Source organism: Hydrophilobacter chitinilyticus (assembly GCF_049860745.1).
Taxonomy (GTDB): domain Bacteria; phylum Pseudomonadota; class Gammaproteobacteria; order Burkholderiales; family Burkholderiaceae_C; genus Rhodoferax_B.
Map to the genome: position 1 here is coordinate 3,986,450 of NZ_CP187561.1, position 18,513 is coordinate 4,004,962.

Consider the following 18,513-nt stretch of genomic DNA (forward strand, 5'->3'; position numbering starts at 1 on the left):
CCGATATTCGGAATAAATACCTTTTCCGAATTAAAGATAATTTACCGTAAATAGGTAATTAAATCCAGGAGCACCCAATTGAATATTACTATTGACAATAGAACTCTCATTGATCAAGCCAAATACAAAAGTGGCCTTGCGTTTGGCGAGATGGCCCGCGAGATTGGCGTATCGCAGAACCGAATCAGCGAATGGCGCACAGGCAAGAGCGAACTGGGCACCGATGAAGTCGCCTACTTCGCTGACAAGGCAGGACTGCCGATCCTCGACACCGTGATGGCACTGCGCCCCAAATGGGCACACGTGTGGGCACACGCAAAAGACGCATGGCAACGTACTTGATTGGTGACATACAAGGCTGCGACGGTGCACTGGAGCAACTGTTGCAGAAGATAGATTTCTCTCCAAGCCGCGACACGCTGGTACTGTTGGGCGACCTTGTGAACCGCGGTCCCAGCTCGGCTGCAGTGCTTCGGCGCCTGGCGGGTTATGGCGCTGCCGCGCGTTGCCTGCTGGGCAACCACGACTTGCACCTGTTGGCCGCCGCGCATGGTGTGCGCCCAGCACATCGTCTGGACACACTGCAAAACATCCTCACCGCACCCGATCGGCAGGCCATGCTCGATTGGCTGCGCCAGCAAAACATGGCGCTGCTGGAGCATGTGGACGGCGCACCGCTGCTGATGGTGCACGCAGGTGTGTTGCCAAGCTGGAGCGCCGAGAAAACCATCAGCCTTGCCGCCGAGGTAGAGGCTGTGCTGCGGGGCCCCGCCCTGCCCGACTTCCTCAGCCAGATGTATGGCAACCAGCCCGACCAATGGAGCGATACGCTGCAGGGGATGGAGCGCATCCGCGTCATCGTCAACGCGCTCACGCGCTTACGCTTTTGCAGCGCCGATGGGCGCATGGAGTTTGAAAGCAAGGAAGGCGCTGGCACCTCGCCCGAGGGCTACATGCCGTGGTTTGACGTGCCGAGCCGGCAAACAGCGGGCATCACCGTGGCGTTTGGACACTGGTCAACATTGGGCTGGCTAGAGCGGCCCGATGTATGGTCGCTCGACACCGGTTGTGTATGGGGCGGCAAGCTCAGCGCCTTGCGCGTGGGCCGCACATTGGCCGAGCACACGCTGGTGCAGGTGCAGTGCGCGCAGGCACAGCAGCCTGGAAAGTAAGCCAAGAAGATTAGCTTCGACAGTACGCCGACAAAGTACGCGGCAAAAAAAAGCGCAACCCTCGGGCTGCGCTTTTCTGGATCACACGCCTGACGCGTGTGTGCCAACCTGACCTTAAACGTCGGCGGTGGCGTTGACCGGTGCGGGCTCTGCTTTGGCCTGAAACAAAGCCGCGACCCGGCGCTTGGGCTTGATGTTGGTCGAGATACCCTTGCCCATGTTCTTGCGCATCGAAGCTTCCCACGCAGGCGTGGCTTCGGTTGGCGCAGCACTTGGCTCGTAGGGCTTGTCGAAGAACGGATCGCGCGAAGCACGTGGCGTGCTGGGGCGTGGGCTACGGGCCGGTGCAGCGCTGGCACCGCTGCCAGCATGGCTGCTGCGGCCGGGGCGCACATCGTCAATCACGTCACGTGGATCATCACCACCCCAGGCACGGCGGCCATCGTTGATGCGGCCTTGGGTTTTGATGCGTGGCGTGTCTTCTTCGAACTCCACCGCTTCCAATTCGATCTTGGTGCGAATGAGCTTTTCAATGTCGCTGACCAAGCGCGCATCCGAGCTGGCCACAAAGCTCACGGCCAGGCCAGAGGCACCAGCGCGGCCCGTGCGGCCAATGCGGTGCACGTAGTCTTCGGCATTGAATGGCAGGTCGAAGTTGAACACCGCCGGCACATCTTTGATGTCCAGGCCACGGGCCGCCACATCGGTACACACCAGTAAATCGACTTCGCCTTTCTTGAACGCGTCGAGGGCCTTCAAGCGTTCGTCCTGGCTCTTGTCGCCGTGCAGGGCAGCCGTTTTCAGGCCATCACGCTCCAGCGAACGTGCCAGGCGTGCGCAGCCCAGCTTGCTGTTGACGAACACAAAGGCCTGCTTGTTTTCGCGAGCCCGGATGATCTGCAACAGGGCGCGGCGCTTGTCGTCGGTGTTGACGCTGTAGAAATGTTGCTCCACCGTGGAGGCCGTGGCGTTGGAGCGCGCAACTTCGATGGTGACCGGGTCTTGCAGGTAACTGCTGGCCAGGCGCTTGATCTCGGGCGAGAACGTGGCCGAAAACAGCAGCGTGGTACGTTGCTTGGGCAGGTAGCTCAAGATGCGCTGCAGGTCGGGCAGGAAGCCGATGTCGAGCATGCGATCAGCCTCGTCGAGCACCACGTACTCAACTTGGTTCAACACCGCGTTCTTGGCTTCGATGTGATCGAGCAGACGGCCGGGCGTGGCCACCAGAATCTCAATGCCCTTTTTCAGTTCTGCCGTCTGGGGCTTCATGTCCATGCCCCCAAACACCACAGCGCAGCGCAGGCCCGTGTGCTTGGCGTACGACTTGATGGCCTGGGCCACCTGGTCGGCCAACTCACGCGTGGGCAACAGCACCAGCGCACGCACCGGATGGCGCGCAGGCGAGGTCGAATGGTTTTCGTGGCGCAACATGCGTTGCAGCAAGGGCAGCGAGAACGCGGCCGTTTTGCCGGTGCCCGTTTGCGCGGCACCCATCACGTCGCGCCCTTGCAGCACGACAGGAATGGCTTGCGCCTGAATAGGCGTCATCGCCGTATAACCCATGTCGGCGACGGCACGGGAAAGAGGCTCCGCAAGCTGCAGCTGCGAAAAAGAATCCAAAGGGGTATCGATCATCAAATCCAGCATTGATAGGCTATCAAGTTGATAGCACATTGCGCGCAATCGGCAATGGGAAGACCAGCATTATCGTATAAAACGAAAATTCCCTCTCGTAGACCGCCTTCCACACAGGGTCACCCCGGCCCCAGAAGCAGAAAAGCCAGCGGATCTGAACGATCTGCTGGCTTTCCGCGAGGGCCCACAAAGGGCCTCTTGAGTCGAAGCTTAGTGCTTCACAGAGCCCGCTTCGGTGCTGGGTGGCGTGACTTCCACGTTCACCTTCAGTGCCACGGTTTCCACTGGTGATTCGTCATCCGATAGCGGCGTAGGCATGGTTTCCAGCGCTACTTCCAGCACCTGGTCGATCCACTTCACCGGCACGATTTCCAGACCGTTTTTCACGTTCTCTGGAATGTCTTGCAAGTCCTTGGCGTTCTCTTCCGGGATCAGCACGGTCTTGATGCCACCGCGCAAGGCGGCGAGCAGCTTTTCCTTCAGTCCACCAATGGCGGTGACTTCACCACGCAGGGTGATTTCACCCGTCATGGCCACATCGCCGCGCACCGGAATGCCCGTCAACGCCGACACAAAGGCCGTCGTCATGGCAGCACCGGCGCTCGGACCGTCTTTCGGCGTAGCGCCATCGGGCACGTGGATGTGGATGTCCTTCTTCTCGAACACTTCGTCCTTGATGCCCAGGCGGCGCGAACGGCTGCGCACCACGGTGCGGGCAGCTTCAACCGACTCTTTCATCACATCGCCCAGCGAGCCGGTGCGGGTGATGACGCCCTTGCCTGGCATCAGCGCGGCTTCAATGGTCAGCAAATCGCCGCCCACTTCGGTCCACGCCAAACCGACCACTTGGCCGACCTGGTTTTGCTGCTCGGCACGGCCATAGGTGTACTTGCGTACGCCCAGGAAGTCGTTCAGGTTGTCTGGCGTCACCACGATTTGCGGCGTCATCTGCTTCAGCAACAAGGCCTTGACCACCTTGCGGCAGATCTTCGACAATTCACGTTCGAGCGAACGTACACCGGCTTCACGGGTGTAGTAACGCACCACGTCGCGCACGGCGGCTTCGGTCACCAGCAACTCTTCTTCCTTCACGCCGTTGTTGGTCAACTGCTTGGGCAGCAGGTACTTCACGGCAATGTTGGTCTTTTCGTCTTCGGTGTAGCCCGAGAGGCGAATCACTTCCATACGGTCCAGCAGGGCCGAAGGAATGTTCATCGAGTTGGAGGTCGCCACGAACATCACATCGCTAAGGTCGAAATCAACCTCGACGTAGTGGTCACCAAAGGTGTGGTTTTGTTCAGGGTCAAGCACTTCCAGCAACGCGCTCGATGGGTCGCCACGGAAGTCTGTGCCCAGCTTGTCAATCTCGTCCAGCAGGAACAGCGGATTACGCGTGCCCACCTTGTTCAGGCTCTGCAGCACCTTGCCCGGCAAAGCGCCGATGTAGGTGCGGCGATGACCGCGAATTTCAGCTTCGTCGCGCATGCCGCCCAGCGCCATGCGCACGTACTTACGGCCGGTAGCCTTGGCAATCGACTGGCCGAGCGAGGTTTTACCCACGCCTGGAGGGCCCACCAAGCACAAGATAGGCGCCTTCACCTTGTCGACGCGTTGCTGCACCGCCAGGTATTCCAGGATGCGGTCTTTGACCTTGTCGAGACCGTAGTGGTCTTCGTTCAACACGGTTTCGGCGTTGCCGAGGTTGTGCTTGATCTTCGTTTTCTTGGCCCAGGGCAAACCCACCAGCACGTCGATGTAGTTGCGCACCACGGTGGCTTCGGCTGACATCGGCGACATCAGCTTGAGCTTCTTCAGTTCGCTCTCGGCCTTCTTCAGCGCTTCCTTCGGCATCTTGGCGAGTTTGATCTTTTTCTCGATCTCCTCGATGTCCGCGCCCTCTTCGCCTTCGCCCAATTCCTTCTGGATGGCCTTGACCTGTTCGTTCAGGTAGAAGTCGCGCTGGTTCTTTTCCATCTGGCGCTTCACGCGGCCGCGGATCTTCTTGTCGACATTCAAGATGTCGACTTCGCGTTCGAGTTGGCCGAACAGGTTTTCCAGGCGCTCACGCACATCAGACAGGTCGAGCACGACTTGTTTGCTGTCGAGCTTGAGCGGCAGATGTGCTGCGATGGTGTCGGCCAAACGGCCGGCGTCGTCGATGCTGGAGATAGACGTCAGAATTTCTGGCGGGATCTTTTTGTTGAGTTTGACGTACTGGTCAAACTGCTGCATCACCGCGCGGCGCAGGGCTTCGATTTCAGTATTTTTCTGCGCCGCGTCGGCTTGCGCCATGGGCGTGACGTTGGCGCTGAAGTGCGACTCGCCATCTTCAATGAAGTTGACGCGTGCGCGTTGCTGGCCTTCGACCAACACCTTGACGGTGCCGTCGGGCAGTTTCAGCATTTGCAGAATGGTGGAGACACAACCGACATCGAACATGTCGGTGACGAGTGGCTCGTCTTTGGCGGCGGCTTTTTGGGCGACCAGCATGATGCGGCGCTCGGCCTCCATCGCGGCCTCCAGCGCCTTGATGCTTTTTGGCCGTCCGACAAACAGCGGTATCACCATGTGGGGGAACACCACCACGTCACGCAGAGGCAACAGCGGGAGTTCGATGGGTTCAGCAGGCAAAGATAAGGTTCCGGACATGTAAATCCTTTGAAGATCCTGATGAATATGGACGTGTTATCGGAATTTTCAACCCAAGGTGAACAGTGACGTTCACCTATTTGACATTATTTCGTCGGTGGCAACCCCGATGCGGCCAGCAACCCTGCCAAGTCTGCCTTGGCCGGCATCAGGCTTTCTTGGCGGCTTCGCGGTAAACCAACAACGGCGGCTTGTTTTCCTCGATGGTGGATTCGTCGACAACCACTTTCTCCACGTTCGCGGTGTTCGGCAAATCGAACATCGTGTCGATCAGGGAAAGTTCCAGAATGGAGCGCAGGCCACGTGCACCGGTCTTGCGCGCCAACGCCTTCTTGGCAATGGCCTTAAGCGCGGATGGACGCACTTCCAAGTCCACACCCTCCATGGCCAACAGCTTGCTGTATTGCTTGACCAAGGCGTTTTTCGGCTCGGTCAGGATTTGCACCAAGGCGTCTTCGCTCAACTCGGCCAGCGTAGCCACAACAGGCATACGGCCGACCAGTTCAGGAATCAAACCAAACTTGATCAAGTCTTCTGGTTCAACTTCGCGGAACACTTCCGTCAGGCTGCGTTCTTTCTTGCTTTTGACGGCGGCACCAAAACCAATGCCAGACGATTCAGTACGGTTGCCAATCACCTTTTCCAGGCCAGCAAATGCGCCGCCCAAGATGAACAAGATGTTGGTGGTGTCGATCTGCAAGAAATCTTGGTTCGGGTGTTTGCGGCCGCCTTGTGGCGGCACACTGGCCATCGTGCCTTCGATCAGCTTCAGCAGCGCTTGCTGTACACCTTCGCCCGACACGTCGCGGGTGATCGAAGGGTTATCAGACTTGCGCGAGATCTTGTCAATTTCGTCGATGTAGACAATGCCGCGTTGGGCACGTTCCACTTCGTAATTGCAGCTTTGCAGCAATTTGGCGACGATGTTTTCCACGTCTTCACCCACGTAGCCAGCTTCGGTCAGCGTGGTGGCGTCGGCCATCACAAACGGCACGTCGAGCATGCGCGCCAGGGTTTGCGCCAACAGCGTCTTGCCGGAGCCCGTGGGGCCGATCAGCAAGATATTGCTCTTGGTGAGTTCGATGTCGTCTTTCTTCGCCTTTTCTTTGTGGCGCAGACGTTTGTAGTGGTTGTACACCGCCACCGCCAACGTGCGCTTGGCCACTTCCTGGCCAATGACGTAGTTGTCGAGGTTGGTCTTGATTTCCACCGGGGTGGGCAACTCGCTGCGCGGCTCGCCCGGGGTGACGCCCGCAGGCACTTCATCCCGAATGATTTCGTTGCACAAGTCGATGCACTCATCGCAAATGAACACCGAAGGGCCTGCAATCAGCTTCTTCACTTCATGCTGGCTTTTGCCGCAGAAGGAGCAGTACAGGTTTTTTTCGCTGGAGGAGCCTTTTTTCTCGGCCATGTGAGGAATACCTTTATCAGTCTTAGCTGAATGATAACGAAATAAAAACGGCGCTTTCTGAGTCAGAAAACGCCGTTTGGCCGAGCGTCTCGGAAGACTTAGGGGCGCTTAGCGATCACTTCGTCTACCAAGCCATAGGTTTTGGCTTCGTCGGCAAACATGAAGTAGTCGCGTTCGGTGTCGCGCTCGATCTTTTCAATCGGCTGACCGGTACGATCCGCCAGGATACGGTTCAACTGGTCACGCGTCTTCAAGATGTCGCGGGCGTGGATTTCAATGTCCGTCGCCTGGCCCTGAGCACCGCCCGAAGGTTGGTGGATCATGACGCGCGAGTTGGGCAGCGAATAACGCTTGCCCTTAGCACCGGCGGCCAACAAGAAGGCGCCCATGCTGGCGGCCATACCGACGCACAGCGTCGACACGTCTGGCTTGATGAACTGCATGGTGTCGTAGATCGCCATGCCGGCTGTGACCGAGCCACCGGGGGAGTTGATGTAGAACGAGATGTCCTTGTCAGGATTTTCGCTCTCGAGGAACAGCAACTGCGCGACCACCAAGTTGGCGGTTTGGTCGTTGACTGGGCCCACCAAGAAGATGACGCGCTCTTTCAGCAGACGCGAGTAGATGTCGTAAGAGCGTTCGCCACGGCCCGATTGCTCGATCACCATGGGCACCATGCCCAGACCTTGGGTTTCCAGCGCACTTTTTCCGAAGATCATGTTTTGTTCCATGTGGTTGAAAAGAATTCACCAAGTAAATAGGGGCTTGTACGCCAAAGCACAAGCCCCGTATTTGCGTTCTCCGAACGGTATCAGCCTTGCTGGGCCATCAACTCGTCAAACGTGATGGCCTTGTCGACAACCTTGGCTTTACCCAACACGAACTCGGCGACGTTGTTTTCAATCACAACACCTTCGACTTCCGCCAGGCGTTGCATGTCGCTGTAGTACCAGCGCTCCACTTCGCTAGGCTTTTCGTAGCTGGCGGCCAGTTCTTGCACGTGAGCCTTGATTTGCTCAGGCTTGGCTTGCAGGTCGTTGGCACGCACCAACTCGGCCACAACCAGGCCCAGACGCACGCGGCGTTCGGCTTGTGGGCGCACCACTTCTTCAGGGATTGGCGCCTTGTCAGCGTCTTTGATGCCACGGCTCTTCAAGTCGTTGCGCGCGCCTTCGATCATGCGGCCGATTTCGGCTTGCACGCTGGCGTTAGGCAGGTCGAGTTCGGCGTTGGCGATCAAAGCGTCCATCACGGCTGCCTTGTTGCGCGCTTGCAGGCGAAACTTGACTTCGCGTTCCAGGTTCTTCTTGATGTCGGAACGCAGGCCTTCGACCGTTGCGTCGGCAATGCCGAGTGACTTGGCCAGGGCTTCGTTGACTTCTGGCAGGTGCGCAGCTTCAACCTTGTTCAGCGTGACCATGAAGTCAGCTTGCTTGCCGGCCACGTCTTTGCCGTGGTAATCAGCAGGGAAAGACAGTGGGAAGGTACGGCTTTCACCAACCTTCATGCCGCGCACGGCGTCTTCGAATTCCTTCAGCATCTGGCCTTCGCCCACCAGGAACTGGAAGTCTTCAGCTTTGCCGCCTTGGAAGGGTTCGCCGTCGATCTTGCCTTCGAAGTTCACCGTCACGCGGTCACCGTCGGTGGCAGCGTCGGCTGCAGGACGTTGGGCGAAGGTGCGGCGTTGCTTGCGCAGGATGTCCAGCGTCTTGTCGATGGCGGCGTCAGACACGTCGCTCGACAGGCGTTCGATTTCAGTAGCGCTCAGGTCGCCCAGCTTGACTTCTGGGAACACTTCGAAGACCGCGTCGAAGGACATTTGGCCTTCTGGCGACTCTTCTTTTTCGCTGATGCGGGGCTGGCCAGCCACACGCAACTTGGCTTCGTTGGCGGCGGCCGAGAAAGCCTCGCCAACCTTGTCGTTCATGACTTCGTAGTGAACCGAATAGCCGTAACGTTGGGCCACCACGTTCATGGGGACCTTGCCTGGACGGAAGCCGTCCATCTTGACGGTACGTGCGAGCTTCGTCAGGCGCTTGCTCACTTCGTTCTGAATCACTTCAACTGGCAACGACAACGTGATTTTGCGTTCCAGCTTTTCCAGGGTTTCAACAGTAACGGCCATTTTGATCTCTTACTAAAAAAAAGTGTGGTGCGCGGGGGGGGACTCGAACCCCCACATCCTTGCGGACGTCAGGACCTAAACCTGGTGCGTCTACCAATTTCGCCACCCGCGCGCCTCGAAACAGAACCGAATGGCCTAGCCGTTCAGGGAAGCACCCCGCTGCAAAAACCATCCGAGTGAAATCGGTGAACCTAGCATTTTAACGCGTGAAATTGGGTCACTTTGCGTTCGCCCACGCGGGGAACTCAAAAGCTGCTGAAAAAATGGCTTTGAGATGACCGGCGGTGACGCGTCTGCGTCAGCCAACCGGACTTCATCTCTCTACTCCAAGCGCCATTTTTTTAAGCTGGAGCACCATCCTTCGGCGGCCGTTTGATGCGGAACCAGGCCGCGTACATGGCCGGCAAGGCCAGGAGCGTGAGCACGGTGGCGACGATCAGACCGCCCATGATGGCGACCGCCATCGGCCCCCAGAACACCGAGCGCGACAGCGGAATCATCGCCAGCACGGCCGCCGCCGCCGTAAGCACGATAGGCCGCAAGCGCCCCACTGCTGCGTCCACAATGGCCGTCCAGGCGGGCACGCCGCTGGCGCGCTCCAGCTCAATCTGGTCGATCAAGATCACCGAGTTGCGCTGGATCATGCCCATGAGCGCGATCACGCCCAGCAACGCCACAAAGCCCATAGGGCGGTTGAGCAGCAGCAAGGCTGCGGCCACGCCGGCAATGCCCAACGGGCCGGTGATAAACACCAACACCGCGCGGCTAAAGCTTTGCAGTTGCAGCATCAGCAAGGTGAAGGTGATGAACAGCATGACCGGAATGCCCGCCGCAATCGACGACGAGCCCTTGCTGCTTTCTTCCACCGCGCCGGCCACCTCAATACGGTAACTGCCCTGCCCCTGGCTCGCCCACTTGGATTCCAGCGCGCGCATGGCGGGCAACAGTTCGTTGGTAACGGTGGCGCCTTGCAGGCCTTCGGTGATGTCGCTCTGCACGGTGATGGCGTAGTCGCGGCCTTCACGCCACATCACCCCCGGCTCCCAGGCAAAGCTGGGGCGGGCAATTTGCGTCAGCGGAATGGCCGTGCCGTTGCTGGTGGGCAGGTAGGCGTTGGCGATGTCGGTGATGGCGCTGCGTTCGTCCAGCGGCTGGCGCAGCACGATGGAGATGAGTTTGTCATTCTCGCGGAACTGGCCCACAGTGGCGCCCGTCAGAATGGTTTGCGCCGCTTGCGAAATCGACTGGCTGGTCACGCCCAACGCACGCGCCTTGGCTTGGTCGACGTTGAGGTTCAACACCTTCACCGATTCGTTCCAGTTGTCGTTCACGCCGCGCGTGTTGGCGCTTTGGCGCATGGCCTCTTTGACCTCGTTGGCCTTCTGGCGCAGCACCATAGGGTCTGAGCCCATCACGCGGAACTGCACCGGGAACGGCACCGGCGGGCCGTTTGGCAGCAGCTTCACGCGACCACGAACTTCAGGAAAGTCTTTGGCCAACATCTCAGGCAAAGCCACGCGGAGTTTTTCGCGCTCGGGCAGGCTCTTCATCAGCACGATGAATTGCGACACGTTGGTTTGCGGGAACACCTGGTCCAGCGGCAGATAGAAACGCGGCACGCCAGAGCCCACCCACGCGGTGACCGAGCCCACGCCCGGCTCTTTGATCAACTGCGCTTCCAGGCGGCGCGTCACCTCTTCATTGGCGACGAACGAGGTGCCTTCAGGGAACCAGATGTCCACCAGAATTTCCGGCCGGCTGGAATCCGGGAAGAACTGCTGCTGCACCTTGCCCATGCCCACAATGCCTAGTGCAAAGATCAGCACGGTGGCCGCAATGGTGAGCCAGCGGTGGTGCACGCACCAGTCCACCGTGTGGCGGAAGCGGTTGTAAAACGGCGTATTGAAGGTTTCGTGTTCGTGGTGGTGGCCGCTGTCCATGGCCTCTTGCACGTGGTGCGGCACCTTCAGCAGCCATTGGCCGAGGTAAGGCACGAAGTACACCGACACCACCCAGCTGATCACCAGGGCCAGCACCGTCACGGCAAAGATGGCGAAGGTGTATTCACCCGTCATCGACTTGGCCATGCCAATCGGCAAGAAGCCGGCAGCCGTGATCAGGGTACCCGTGAGCATGGGCATGGCGGTGATTTCATACGCAAACGTGGCGGCACGCACTTTGTCGTAGCCCTCTTCCATTTTGCGTACCATCATTTCCACGGCAATGATGGCGTCGTCCACCAGCAGGCCCAGCGCAATGATCAGCGAGCCGAGCGAGATCTTGTGCAGGCCAATGTCCCAGTACCACATGCCCAGGAAGGTGATGGCCAGCACCAGCGGAATGGTGATGCCCACCACCATGCCAGGACGCACGTCCAGAATGTAGTACTTCCACCATGGATTCTTGCCAGGGCGCTTGTGCAGGCCCAGGCTCAAGAAGCTCACGGCCAGCACAATCACCACGGCCTCGATCAGCACTTTCACAAACTCGTTGACCGAGGTGGTCACGGCTTTGGGCTGGTCTTGCACCTGCACCAGCGTGATACCGGCCGGCAAGTTGGCGCTGATACGGGCCGAAAGTGCATCCATCGCCTTGCCCAGCGCCACAATGTCGCCGCCGCGCGCCATGGATACACCCAGCGCAATCACTTCCTTGCCCTGGTGGCGCACCTTGACCGACGGTGGGTCCACATAACCACGCGTGATCTCGGCAATGTCGGACAGCTTCAAGGTGCTGCCATTGGCTGCGCGGATCGGCATGTCACGCAGTTCCTGCACGCCTTCGAATTGACCTTCCACACGCACGATGACCGCGTCGACCGGTGTTTGCACGGCGCCGGCACTTTGCACGGCGTTTTGCTGGTTCATCTGGTCCAGCACCTGGGTCATGTTCAGACCCAGTTGTGCCAGGCGCTTCTGCGAAATTTCGACGTAGACCTTTTCGTCCTGCACACCAAACTGCTCGACCTTGGCCACATCTGGCACGCGCAGCAGTTGCTGGCGCACGTCGTCGGCAAACACTTTCAGCTCGGCGTTGCTGAAGCCATCGGCTTCCAGCGCATAGATGATGCCGTAGACATCGCCAAAGTCGTCATTGAAAAACGGCCCCTGTACGCCCGGCGGCAGGGTGTAGAGCATGTCGCCAATCTTCTTGCGCACCACGTACCAGAGGTGGGCGACGTCTTTGCCGGGCGAGTTGTCTTTCACCTGGAAGATGATTTGCGACTCGCCGGGTTTGGAATAGCTGCGGATCTTGTCGGCACCTGGCACTTCTTGCAGGGTGCGTTCCAGCCGGTCGGTGACTTGCTCTGCCACTTGCTGGGCCGTGGCGCCGGGCCAGTAGGTGCGGATCACCATGGCGCGGAAGGTAAATGGCGGGTCTTCGTCCTGGCCGAGCTGGAAGTAGGCCGCGCAGCCCATGATCATCAGCACGATGAGCAGGTAGCGCGTGAGGGCTGGATGGTCCAGCGCCCACTTCGACAGATTAAATTTCTGCTGCGGCTCCGCTGCCGGGGCCGAGGGGTGATGTTCTTGCGTCATCAGGGCCTCACTTGCCGGCGGAGGCCGCTGGGGTGGCTGGAGCTGGGGTCACCGGAGCGGCAGGCGCAGGAACCGGGGCAGGCGTTGCTACAGTATTCGCAGCTGCCGCCGCTTTTGCAGCCTGCTCAGGCGTCATTTTTCCTTGATAGATTTGCACTTTCTGGCCGGGCGCCAACACGTGCACGCCCGCTACCACCACCACCATGCCAGGCTCCACACCGCTGGAGACGACCACATCGTTGCCATCTGCCGTCTCGACCTGCACGGTCTGCGAGCGCAGCGTCATGGTGTTGGTGTCGAGCACCCACACGGCGCTGCCGTTTCCGTCGTTGCGCAAGGCACTGGTCGGCAGCTTGATGGCTTTCAGGCCTTCGCGGCTCATGCTGGGGGGTAGCACCGTCACCGTGGCGCCCAAGGGCAGGTCGTCCTTTGCCTCCAGCTCCACCTTCACCTGGAAGGTGCGCGTCACCGGGTCTGCACTGGCGGCGACTTCGCGCACTTGGCCTTTGAGCAGGTCGTCATTGGCCCAGACCTTGATGTTGACGGGCTCGCCTGCCTTCACTGCGGCCACGCGGTCTTCTGGCACGGTGAACACCACGTCGCGCGGGCCGTCCTGGGCAATCGTCACCACCGGGGTGCCGGCCCCTACGACTTGTCCAACCTCAGCCTGCACGCTGGTCACCACCCCAGCCACATCGGCCACCAGACGGGTGTAGCCAGTTTGGTTGCCTTGGGAAGAGAGCTGCGCTTGCGCCTGCTCCAGTTGGGCTTGGGCCGCCTTCAGCGTGCTGTCGCGTCGCTCCAGCTCCGCACCGCTGATGAAGTTCTGGTCGCGCAGTTCCTTGTAGCGCTTGTAGTCGGCTGACGCCAGATCGCGGTTGGTCAGGGCGGCGGCCACTTGTGCCTGCGCAGCAGCGGCGGCCAGGCGGTAGTCGCGCGGGTCGAGCTCGGCCAACACCTGGCCCACCTTCACACGCTGCCCCACCTCGGCCTGGCGCTTGATCACTTTGCCGGCCACCCGAAAACCCAAGGCCGACGTGACGCGCGCACGCACGTCACCGGCAAACTCCAGCCGTGAATGCAGTGCCTCGGCCTGCACGGTCATCACCTTGACCGCACGTATGGGCTCGGGGGCGGGCTCGGGCTTGGAACAGCCGGCCAGCAACGCGGCAACAGAAATCCACAGCAAGCCGGAGCGCGCAGAAGAGAGATCGAGAACTCGCAAAATTTTGTTTGTCATAGCGGGCTCGCTGAACATGCATGCACCGGCGTAGTGCGGCTGGGCACTAGGGCGGCACAGAAAACTGACCATATGGTTATTAACAGTAGGATTCCCCTTCAACAGTGTCAAGCGACAATGCTGCCCGTGAACGTCTCACCTACCGCCCAAAATCCTACCCGACAAACCGTCACACACTACGAAAATTTTCCGGTGGCGTCATGGCTTTGTCCTCCCGCCTTGCGCCCCCCCGTGGCGGCGATCTACCACTTTGCACGTACCGCCGACGACCTGGCCGATGAAGGTGATTCCACACCCGCCGAGCGCCTGGACGACCTCAACGCCTATCGCACAGAACTGGCTCGCGTCGCCGCCGGGCAAACGCCCTCGCCGCGCTGGGAAACGGTGTTTTCCCCTCTGGCGCTGGCCTTGACGCAGTTCAAGTTGCCGTTCGATTTACTCGACGCTTTGCTCAGCGCTTTTGTGCAGGACGTTGAGAAAACACGCGACCATACGGGCTACGCCAACCGCACCGAACTGCTTCACTACTGCCAACGTTCGGCCGCGCCCATCGGCCGCTTATTGCTACACCTGTATGGTGTCGCCGATGCGAAAGCGTTGCACCAAAGTGACGCTATCTGTCATTCTCTACAGCTCATCAACTTCTGGCAGGACCTGAGCCTTGACCTGCCGCGCGGCCGCTATTACCTGCCGCTGGACGCCTGCGAACGCCATGGTGTCACGCAAGCCGCGCTTCTCACCAGAGCACAAACGCCCGAAGCCACGGCCCTCATCGCCGAGCAAGTGGCCTCGGCGCGGGAACTGATGATGGAAGGCGCACCGCTGGTACACGCCCTGCCCGGCCGCGCCGGCTGGGAACTGCGTCTGGTAGTGCAAGGCGGCCTGCGCATCCTCGACAAAATAGAGCGGCTGGAATTTGCAACGTTGCAAACACGCCCAAAGATTCGCAAGACAGATGGCCCGCTGATGCTTTGGCGCGCCCTACGGATGTAACAATTAGAGAATGACCCCCGAGCAATACGTCCAACAAAAAGCAGCAGCTTCGGGCAGCAGCTTCTATTACGCCTTTTTATTCCTGCCACGGCCGCGCCGTGCCGCCATCACGGCGTTTTACGCGTATTGCCGCGAAATCGACGATGTGGTTGACGAAGTGCACGACGTGGGTGTGGCGCAAACCAAACTCGCCTGGTGGCGTGGTGAAGTAGCCAACGCCTTCAACGGCAAAGCCACACACCCCGCGCTGCAAGCGCTGATGCCGCACACCGCCGAGTACCAGATTGAAGCGCGCCACCTGCTGGCCATCATCGATGGCTGCCAGATGGACCTGGAACAAAGCCGCTACCTCGACTTTCCTGGCCTGCAACGTTATTGCCACTTGGTGGCGGGCATTGTGGGCGAAGTGTCGGCACGCATCTTTGGCCAAACACAATCGGCCACCACCGAATACGCACACAAGCTGGGCCTGGCGTTCCAGCTCACCAACATCATCCGCGACGTAGGTGAAGACGCGCTCATGGGCCGCATTTACCTGCCAGTCAACGAGTTGCAGCAGTTTGATGTGAAGGCACACGAAATCATCAAGCGCACCTACTCCGACCGCTTCACCGCCTTGATGCGCTTCCAGGCTGCGCGCGCGCACATGCTCTATGACGAAGCCATGGCGCTGCTGCCCGAAGTCGACCGCCGAGCGCAAAAGCCCGGCGTGATGATGGCCAGCATCTACCGCACGCTGCTGCGCGAAATCGAACGCGACAACTTCCAGGTGCTGCACCAGCGCAACAGCCTCACGCCGTTGCGCAAGTTCTGGCTCGCCTGGAAAGTGCAGGCCTTCGGGCGTGTCTAGGCTGGTACCGGCCACCGGCCGGAAGGTGGCCATTGTCGGTGGGGGTTGGGCTGGCTTGGCGGCCGCCATCTATGCCACGCAAGCGGGCCATAACGCTACAGTTTTAGAAGCTAGCCGCGCATTAGGGGGGCGCGCTAGAGCCCTCAAACATACGCAGCCCGGCGGCAAAGATCTGACGCTAGACAACGGCCAGCACATCCTCATCGGTGCCTATTCCGAAACCTTGGCGTTGTTACGCACCGTGGGCGTAAACCCAGCCGATGCCTTTCTGCGCTTGCCGCTCACGCTGCGCTTTCCTGATGGCACCGGCCTGCAATGCCCGCCTTGGCGCGCGCCGCTGGACGCGCTGGCGGGCATCGTCACCGCGCGCGGTTGGTCCTTGCGCGACAAAACACAGCTTCTGCTTGCCAGCATGCGTTGGCAGCGCCAAGGCTTTCAATGCGCGCCGTATTTGAGCGTGGCCGAACTGTGCGCCAGCCTCACGCCGCGCGTGATGGCCGAATTGATCGAGCCGCTGTGCGCCTCGGCGCTGAACACCGCCGCCCAGCACGCCAGCGCGCAAGTGTTTTTGCGCGTGCTGAAGGACTCTTTGTTTGGCGGGCCCGGCAGTTCCAACTTCTTGATTCCGCGCCTCGATTTAGGCCAACTGTTCCCCGAGCCCGCCGCGGCCTGGCTGGCCAACCACGGCACTGCCGTGCACACCGGCTGCCGCGTGCAGTCGTTGGCCAAAGTCGAAGCCGCCACCGGCAACGGCTGGGAACTTTGCTGGCAGCAACAGGGCAACAACTTCGGCCAAACGTTTGACGATGTGATTCTGGCCTGCCCGTCTTGGGAAGCTGCACGCATCGCCCGCAGCGCCGCCAAGCCCGTGATGCCACAAGACCTGACGCCCGGCTGTCCGGCAGCAGCCGCTTGGTTGGGGGCCGCCGAAGGCTTGTCTTTTGAGGCCATCACCACCGTGTACGCCAGCAGCGCCACGCGTTTGCCCGAGCCCATTCTGGCTTTGCGCAGCACGGCAGATGCCCCTGCACAGTTTGTCTTCGACCGGCGCTTCTTCGGCAACGCCACCACGGGTGCCGAGGCTAACGTCTTGGCCTTTGTGATCAGCGTGAGCAACGGTGAGCGGGAGCAAATCGAACAGCAGGTACTGGCCCAAGGCCGCGCCCAACTCGGCCTGCACGACCTGCAGCCCATCCAAACCGTGGTGGAAAAGCGTGCCACCTTTGCCTGCACACCCGACTTGCAGCGCCCGGCCACACGCATCGGCCCAGGCCTGTTCGCCTGTGGCGAGTATGTGGAAGGCCCCTACCCCGGCACGCTGGAAGGCGCGGTGCGCAGCGCACATGCGGCGGTTCAGCAGTTAGGCGGTTAGGCATTCCCCCTTCACAACAACAGACAACAACAAAAACGAGACAACACACATGCCACAGCAGCACAAATCAGCCAGTGAACTAGCCCACGTCGTGGCGAATGGTTTAGCCAATGGCCTGGCAACCGAAGCCATCGACGCCGAAGCCAATGGCACACCACAGGCCCCCGCCACGCCCGTGCGCAGCCGCGCCCAGCACGTGCTGCTGGCCGTTAGCATGGTGTTGATCGGGCTCAACCTGCGGCCCGTGTTCTCCAGCGTCTCGGCCCTGTTGCCAGAGATCATGGCCGGCACCGGCATGAACGCCAGCGGCGCCAGTTTGCTCACCTCCATCCCCATCCTTTGCCTGGGCCTGTTCGCCCCGTTGGCGCCGCGCCTGGCCATGCGCTTTGGCACGGAGAAAGCGCTGCTCGGCATTTTGTTGCTGCTGTTGGCGGGCAGCGCCTTGCGCGGCACGGGCAGCGTGGCGTGGTTGTTCATCGCCTCCGGCATGGCGGGCGCCGCCATCGCCATGGGCAACGTGTTGATGCCGGGTTTGGTGAAGCGCGACTTCTCGGCCACCGCCGGTTTGATGACCGGGCTCTACACCATGGCCGTGTGCGCTGGTGCTGCCGCCGCGGCTGGGCTCACCCTGCCAATGGCCCACGCGCTCGGCGATCGATGGGACTTGGCCCTCGCGGCATGGGCCATTCCCGTGTTGCTGGTCGCCGCACTGTGGGCGCCACAAGCCCTGCGCGCCGGCCGCGCGCGAAATGCTACGGGTGGGCGCCATATTGGCTTGCGTGTGCGTGGCCTTTGGCGCGACAAACTCGCCTGGCAGGTCACGCTGTACATGGGTCTGCAGTCGGGCCTGGCCTACGCCATGATGGGCTGGCTCGCCCCGATCCTGCGCGACCGTGGGCTTGACGGCGTCACCGCTGGCTGGGTGATTTCCGCGTCCGTCATGACCCAGGTGGTGGCCTGCTTGCTGCTGCCGTCGTTTGCCATTCGCTTGCGCAACCAATCGGTGCTGAACGTGGTGCTGGCGCTCGTGGCGGGTATTTGTCTCCTGGCCATGCTGTATGCCCCACTGACATGGGTATGGCCCATCGCCGTGCTGCTGGGCTTGGCGCAAGGCGGGCTGTTTTCGGTCTGCATGACCCTGATCGTGCTACGCACGCCTGATGCGCACGTGGCCGCACAACTGTCGAGCATGGCGCAGTCGGTCGGCTATCTGGTCGCCTCCACCGGCCCCTTCCTCATTGGCCGCTTGCACGAGTGGACCGGCAGCTATGGCGGGGCCGCGTGGGTGTTCATCGGTATGTCGCTCGGCGCCGCATGGTTTGGCTTTGGCGCTGGACGCAGCATGCTGGTGAAAGCGCAGGTCACCCCGGTTTAGGCGACCAAACTTATCCCAAATGGCTTGGGCTTAAAGCGCCAATTACACAAGTTCACATTTAAGTCAAACTGAAACAAACAAATGAAACATTTGATTTAGTTTTTTTCGCGAACACTCACAAACAGGTTTCTCTTTTACCTCGTCTACAG

The 18,513-nt window shown here is 60.3% G+C and carries 13 protein-coding genes and 1 tRNA gene; 6 read left to right on the forward strand and 8 right to left on the reverse strand.

Features of this window, described 5'->3' with window-relative positions:
- The first annotated feature begins 78 nt into the window (after positions 1–78).
- The gene (locus ACPWMG_RS17785; protein ID WP_483300819.1) at positions 79–342 is read left to right on the forward strand and encodes a helix-turn-helix domain-containing protein; all 264 of its coding nucleotides are present in this window, start codon (positions 79–81) and stop codon (positions 340–342) included.
- The gene (locus ACPWMG_RS17790; RefSeq protein WP_483300820.1) at positions 327–1,172 is read left to right on the forward strand and encodes a symmetrical bis(5'-nucleosyl)-tetraphosphatase; all 846 of its coding nucleotides are present in this window, start codon (positions 327–329) and stop codon (positions 1,170–1,172) included. The genes ACPWMG_RS17785 and ACPWMG_RS17790 overlap by 16 nt, the downstream gene beginning before the upstream one ends.
- Positions 1,173–1,286: 114 nt before the next feature.
- Here the strand turns inward: ACPWMG_RS17790 and ACPWMG_RS17795 are convergent, their stop codons facing one another.
- From ACPWMG_RS17795 to ACPWMG_RS17830, 8 genes are all read right to left on the reverse strand, one after another.
- Complete coding sequence (locus tag ACPWMG_RS17795; protein ID WP_483300821.1) at positions 1,287–2,807, reverse strand: DEAD/DEAH box helicase; 1,521 nt, start codon at positions 2,805–2,807, stop codon at positions 1,287–1,289.
- A gap of 210 nt (positions 2,808–3,017) precedes the next feature.
- Positions 3,018–5,456: an endopeptidase La gene (gene lon / locus ACPWMG_RS17800; RefSeq protein WP_483300822.1), complete on the reverse strand. Its 2,439-nt coding sequence runs from the start codon at positions 5,454–5,456 to the stop codon at positions 3,018–3,020.
- Positions 5,457–5,604: 148 nt separating this feature from the next.
- Positions 5,605–6,870: an ATP-dependent Clp protease ATP-binding subunit ClpX gene (gene clpX / locus ACPWMG_RS17805; protein WP_483300823.1), complete on the reverse strand. Its 1,266-nt coding sequence runs from the start codon at positions 6,868–6,870 to the stop codon at positions 5,605–5,607.
- Between the two features lie 98 nt (positions 6,871–6,968).
- Positions 6,969–7,589: an ATP-dependent Clp endopeptidase proteolytic subunit ClpP gene (clpP, locus tag ACPWMG_RS17810; protein ID WP_483300824.1), complete on the reverse strand. Its 621-nt coding sequence runs from the start codon at positions 7,587–7,589 to the stop codon at positions 6,969–6,971.
- A gap of 92 nt (positions 7,590–7,681) precedes the next feature.
- Positions 7,682–8,995 carry a trigger factor gene (tig, locus tag ACPWMG_RS17815; protein ID WP_483300825.1) on the reverse strand — a complete coding sequence of 438 codons (1,314 nt, stop codon included), beginning with the start codon at positions 8,993–8,995 and terminating at the stop codon, positions 7,682–7,684.
- Positions 8,996–9,020: 25 nt separating this feature from the next.
- Positions 9,021–9,107: transfer RNA gene (locus ACPWMG_RS17820), tRNA-Leu, on the reverse strand.
- Between the two features lie 229 nt (positions 9,108–9,336).
- Positions 9,337–12,534, reverse strand: coding sequence for an efflux RND transporter permease subunit (locus ACPWMG_RS17825; protein WP_483300826.1), 3,198 nt, complete (start codon positions 12,532–12,534; stop codon positions 9,337–9,339).
- 7 nt (positions 12,535–12,541) lie between these two features.
- Positions 12,542–13,774: an efflux RND transporter periplasmic adaptor subunit gene (locus tag ACPWMG_RS17830; protein ID WP_483300827.1), complete on the reverse strand. Its 1,233-nt coding sequence runs from the start codon at positions 13,772–13,774 to the stop codon at positions 12,542–12,544.
- Between the two features lie 117 nt (positions 13,775–13,891).
- Here ACPWMG_RS17830 and hpnC point away from each other — a divergent pair, with 117 nt between their 5' ends.
- Genes hpnC through ACPWMG_RS17850 form a run of 4 tightly spaced genes read left to right on the forward strand, consistent with a single transcriptional unit; the run spans position 13,892 to position 18,364 of the window.
- Positions 13,892–14,767: a squalene synthase HpnC gene (gene hpnC, locus ACPWMG_RS17835; protein ID WP_483300828.1), complete on the forward strand. Its 876-nt coding sequence runs from the start codon at positions 13,892–13,894 to the stop codon at positions 14,765–14,767.
- Between the two features lie 10 nt (positions 14,768–14,777).
- A complete protein-coding gene (hpnD, locus tag ACPWMG_RS17840; protein WP_483300829.1) occupies positions 14,778–15,617 on the forward strand; it encodes a presqualene diphosphate synthase HpnD in 840 nt (279 codons plus the stop codon).
- Complete coding sequence (gene hpnE / locus ACPWMG_RS17845; RefSeq protein ID WP_483300830.1) at positions 15,610–16,989, forward strand: hydroxysqualene dehydroxylase HpnE; 1,380 nt, start codon at positions 15,610–15,612, stop codon at positions 16,987–16,989. Before hpnD ends, hpnE begins: the two co-directional genes overlap by 8 nt.
- Before the next feature lie 49 nt (positions 16,990–17,038).
- The gene (locus ACPWMG_RS17850) at positions 17,039–18,364 is read left to right on the forward strand and encodes a CynX/NimT family MFS transporter (protein ID WP_483300831.1); all 1,326 of its coding nucleotides are present in this window, start codon (positions 17,039–17,041) and stop codon (positions 18,362–18,364) included.
- The last annotated feature ends 149 nt before the right edge of the window (positions 18,365–18,513 follow it).